At 35.4% G+C, this 4906-nt stretch carries 4 protein-coding genes; all 4 read left to right on the top strand.

The window, feature by feature from the left end; genetic code table 11:
• The first annotated feature begins 18 nt into the window (after positions 1-18).
• On the top strand, positions 19-207 hold the full coding sequence (locus QZ562_RS19570) for a hypothetical protein (protein WP_293763999.1): 189 nt from the start codon (positions 19-21) through the stop codon (positions 205-207).
• 76 nt (positions 208-283) lie between these two features.
• Positions 284-895, top strand: coding sequence for a cupin domain-containing protein (locus tag QZ562_RS19565; RefSeq protein ID WP_293763996.1), 612 nt, complete (start codon positions 284-286; stop codon positions 893-895).
• Between the two features lie 93 nt (positions 896-988).
• A complete protein-coding gene (prsT, locus tag QZ562_RS19560) occupies positions 989-3718 on the top strand; it encodes an XrtA/PEP-CTERM system TPR-repeat protein PrsT (protein ID WP_293763993.1) in 2730 nt (909 codons plus the stop codon).
• Between the two features lie 288 nt (positions 3719-4006).
• Positions 4007-4906: GNAT family N-acetyltransferase (locus QZ562_RS19555; RefSeq protein WP_293763990.1), on the top strand; the 900-nt coding region annotated here is incomplete at its 3' end.

The raw sequence follows: 4906 nt of genomic DNA, 5'->3' as shown, positions 1-4906 counted from the left end.
CAATAAAGGCGTTTTATAATGAGATTAAAAATAGATAAAAAAAATCTCTCTGATCTGCCATACGATGAGTTTGTGGAAAACTACTTATTACCAGAAAAACCTTTGGTTATTCAGAAAGTAATAACTTTTAACAAAGAAGTCTTAACCCCAAGCTATATTTTAGAAAATTTTAGCCACGAAAACAAACGAGAAGCGGGGTTGGTTTGATGCTGATTTAGTTGATAATGGAACAATTAAAATACCTGAAATTGTTAAATCGGTTTTAGATAGGCAAGATATGTCAGTGCGTAAGTCTCCCATGCGATTATTTATGCAGCCTAGAGGGCACGTAACTCTTCCCCACTACGACGGCAATAGTCTTCATGGATTCAATCAACAGGTTATTGGAAAAAAGAAATGGATCGTCACTTCACCCAACACTCCATTGCCAAATATTCCATTTATGTTTGCTAGTTTGGTTGGGAAAAATTTTAAATATAATCCCAGAGTCTATGATTTTTATGAATTTGAAACCGTTCCTGGAGATCTAATATTTTTACCTCGCTACATGGTTCACGAAGTACATTCAATGGAGCCTGTTAACTTAAATTTAAACTGGGTTTGTACGCCAACCTCACCTAATGAATCAAGTATACTCGGGCGTAGAGAGGTAGAAATTGTAAAGCTAAGGAAAACGTTGCCATTAATTAACAAAGCTTTTTTCCCTGACAATTTTTCGAGTTATGGTGGCCAAGGGCAAGAACTCATTGATAGATATAGTAGAGAAGTAAGTAATACTAGGATGCTTAAAAGATTAGTCAAAGAATTAGCTGGATATCCCAGACTATTAGTACTTGCCAAACAGTTGAAAGAACGAGCAAATGAATTTTCCAAAAATAACTTTAATGTTAAATAATAGTGTTTGGATAAGTTATAGCCCATAGTAGTGTTAGTCATTTTTAGATAATGTATTAGCACATTAATGTTTTTTAAAAAGGAGATGATTAACGTGAGATCTGGGAATATTTTAATTGCTCTATTAGTTTTTTTGTTTAGTGCATGCACTCCAAAAACGACTGAAGAATACTTACAAGAAGCAGCTTTAATGGAAGACCAGGGACAATACCAAGGTGCGATTATTGAGCTAAAAAATGCATTAACTACTAACCCAACAAATCCTAAAGCGAGAATGCGCTTAGGTAAAGTTTATTATCTCTCAGGGCAATTTTCTAACGCAGAGAAGGAACTTAGAAACGCTCGAGATCTTGGTGTGGCCATTGATGACTACCTACCAATATTAGTCAAATCCATCTATTATCAAAATGATTTTGGCAGGGCTTTTTTACTTAGTGATGATGTGGCTGGCCTAAATCAACAAGCCTTAAGTTCTGTAGATTTATTTCACTACCTCTCATCATTAAAAGATGATTCCCTAGAACCCATTATTAACCCGCCTAGCAGCCTTTTAGGTGATGACAAGCTTATAGCAACAGGATTTAGTAAATTAGCTAAAAAAAGACCATCTGAAGCAGCCGACAGCCTTCCTCTGTTTACAGACAGTGTTCATGAGCCAATAGAAAAAGCAATGCTTGCCGCTCTGGCATACACAGCCCTAGCTAAAACTCAAATGGCGATTGAGGAATATCAAAAAATCATTAATATTTCTCCTGAATATTACATAGCATATTTCCAATTAATTGAATTGTATATATTTTCAAAACAGTTAGAGCAAGCAGTTGAACGCCTAGATTATTTGCTTGAGATAAACCCTAAGGGTGCTTATGTAAATTTTTTGAAAGCAAAAGTAAACTTTAAACAAGATGATTTTGCAAATGCATTGCTCAATTCAGAGTTATCTATCCAAGCAGGCCTATCTAATACAGAAATATTATTTATTGCTGGTGTAAGCGCTTACAAAATAGATAAAATTGAGACAGCGCGCCAATATTTGATGATGATCAAAAATAATATTTCTCCCGTTCATATCGGTAATAAAATTTTAGCAGAAGTCAATATGAAGTTAGGGTACACAGAAGAAGCGCTTGAACAAGCTGCACAAGCTGAGCTTAGCGAAAAAAATAGAGCAAACTTGTTATCTACTGCTGCAATCCAACAATTTCAATCAGGTAATTTTTCGCAAGCAATCAAGTATATAGGTGAAGCTAATCAATACGACCCAGGTAATGCAGTAAACTTACTCAAAGAAGGGTTTATGAAGTTAAGTGCCAATGATCAATCTGGTTTAGATAATCTATCAGAAGCAATTAGGTATGATCAAAGTATTGACGAGGCTTGGATGCTTTTAGCGGAATCACATTTGAAAAATGGTGATACACGAGCCGCTTTGGAGATTGCCAAAAAATGGCGACAAATTAATCCAGTGGATGGTATGGCACTTGAGGGATATGTTTTTCTAAAAACCAATAAGATTGAACAAGCTAAAAAGATTTTTGAAGAATTATTAACCTTAGATAGTAAACATACGGGTGCGATGCGATATTTAATGCTCATCAACGCCCGTCAAGAAAATTTTGATCAAGCTCAGGTATTAAGTGTTAAGTTGGTTGAAAAAAATCCAGAGCAGTTACACAACATATTAAGCTATATCAATATTGGTATTGCCCAAGAAAAAGTCCCCATTGTCGAAGAATACCTTGAAATAACGATTAATAAGCATCCAACTATTCAGGCTCCCATTATTGGTCTTGCTCTTTTACACTCATGGAAAAACAAGCCTAAGGAAGCCTTGGCGATACTCGACGCCAAAGGTGATGCAACCAATCCACAAATAATGATGGTAAAAGGTGATATTTATAATTCACTCGGTCTTATCGATGAGGCTTTGGGTGAATATCACCCTTGGACTGAACTTTATCCCAAGGATTCAGTTGCCTGGTTTAAAAAAATTGAATTATTAGGGAGAAAGGACAATCCGTTGCTTGCGCTTCAAGCTACGGTAGAAGCCTTACGGATATTTCCTAATGAGCCCAGACTTAGAGCACTAAATTCAGAGTTTTTGGCTAAGGCTGGAAAAGTGAAGCAAGCCAGAGAACAATTTTCAACAATAGAAAATTACCAATCAACCATACCAGGGCTTAAAAGGTACAATGGAATAATTGCCTACAAGGAACAAAATTACGCCGAAGCTAAACGTTTGCTTACTGAATACTATGCATTTATGCCGAGCTTTGAGGTAGCGGAAATTATCGCATACTCTATGCAGGAACTTGGAGAGGCTCCTCAGGGTGGAGAGTTTCTTGAAGAAGCATTAACTAAATTATCTACTACTTTTAGAGATATACATACACTAGCTGAATATTATGCAACAAACGATTTATTGGACAAATCAGCCAAAATTTATCAAAGTTTATTTGAAGAATTTCCACAGAATTTCATCACCGTAAATAACTATGCTGCACTGTTAATTAGGATGAATGAATTAGATAAAGCTGAAGAATTAGCAACAGTTGCACTACAACTAATGCCTAAATCAGGCTTTTCTTTAGATACATATGGCTGGGTTTTGTTCAAGCAAGGAAAATTTCAAGAGGCTTTGACCTATATCAATTTGGCAAATAAAGCTTTACCAGAGAATACTGAAATTCAATTACACCTAGCCGAAGTGTTTCTTGCAAATGGTGACACAGCGAAAACTAATAGAATTTTGGATAAAATTAAACCAGAGAGTTTATTTCAGCTAAGTCAGCTAAATGAACTTAAGTCCAAATTAAACATCTGAAGCTAAGAACTTGATACGCACACCAAGAATAACAGTGTAGTGAGTGCATAAAAATAAAGGATATGTGTTGTCTCTAACCAGTCTCAAATCTCTGATATTGATGCTAAAATTAATACCATTGACACTATGAAGGCATTTAAAACAACGTGTCTTACTTTGCAATTACGATGTCATTCAAATGCCTTACTTTCGCTGTCTTGGGTTTAAAGTTTTTATTCGATTCAACTTTGCCAATATATTATTCTAATTGCCAAGCGCAATAATTAGGTAGTAGGTCTATTTTTTAGTATGATTGTAAAAAATTATTATTTAAACAACAAGATAGAGCTTCAACAGAAGTGGGCCAAACTTTACGCTTGCTCTAATCGGAATGTATTTTTAGATTGGCGCTGGATGGACGCTTGGTTAAAAACGGTGCCAATAAATCCGATCATCCTAGAGGCAACCTACCAAGAGAAATGTGTGGGACTAGGTTTAATCTGTAGCAAAACTCAGCGTATTTGTTTTGGTCTAATGAGTATCAAACAACTTTGGCTACACAAGTGCGGCAACGAAAAACTTGATCAAATGTGGATAGAGCACAGTGATTTTCTGTTGCACAGTCAATATGAGGATGAAGTTAGAGTCGCATTAGCAAAGCATATCAAAGATAAATTAGAAAAATGGCACGAGTTCTACTTAGGAATGTCATCTCGTAAATTAGTCCGTAAATTTGAATCGGTTTTAGGTGAACCCAGGGTTGTCATTACTGCACCTGATTTTGAAGTTGATCTTCACAACATCGATAATATTGAAAGCTACTTAGGTCTGCTCTCTAAAAATACACGTTCCCAGATTGTTCGTTCAAAAAAACTATTATCCAAAGAAGGGGATATAAATTTACGCTTAGCGCAAACCGAACAAGACAAAAACGTATTTTTTAGAGAACTGTGTAAATTACACCAAAAAAAATGGCGGCAAACAGCAACAGGGAGTGGCTTTGATAACACTGTATTTGTTGAATTTCACAAACAGATTATATTTGGTGATATTAATAATCACTATTCTGGTATTTATTCACTGGAAATAAATGGCAAACCACTTGCATTTATTTACCTGTTAAAAAACAACCATAGTTGGTACTTTTATTTATCTGGAATGGAAACACACTCTGATAATAAAATTAAAATTGGGTTGGTAGCTCACACC

Origin of the sequence: uncultured Paraglaciecola sp., from assembly GCF_913058035.1 — a bacterium.
In the GTDB taxonomy this organism is placed as follows: Bacteria; Pseudomonadota; Gammaproteobacteria; order Enterobacterales; family Alteromonadaceae; genus Paraglaciecola.
The sequence above is the reverse complement of the archived record's forward strand: the minus strand, read 5'-3'. Positions and strand labels throughout refer to the sequence as shown.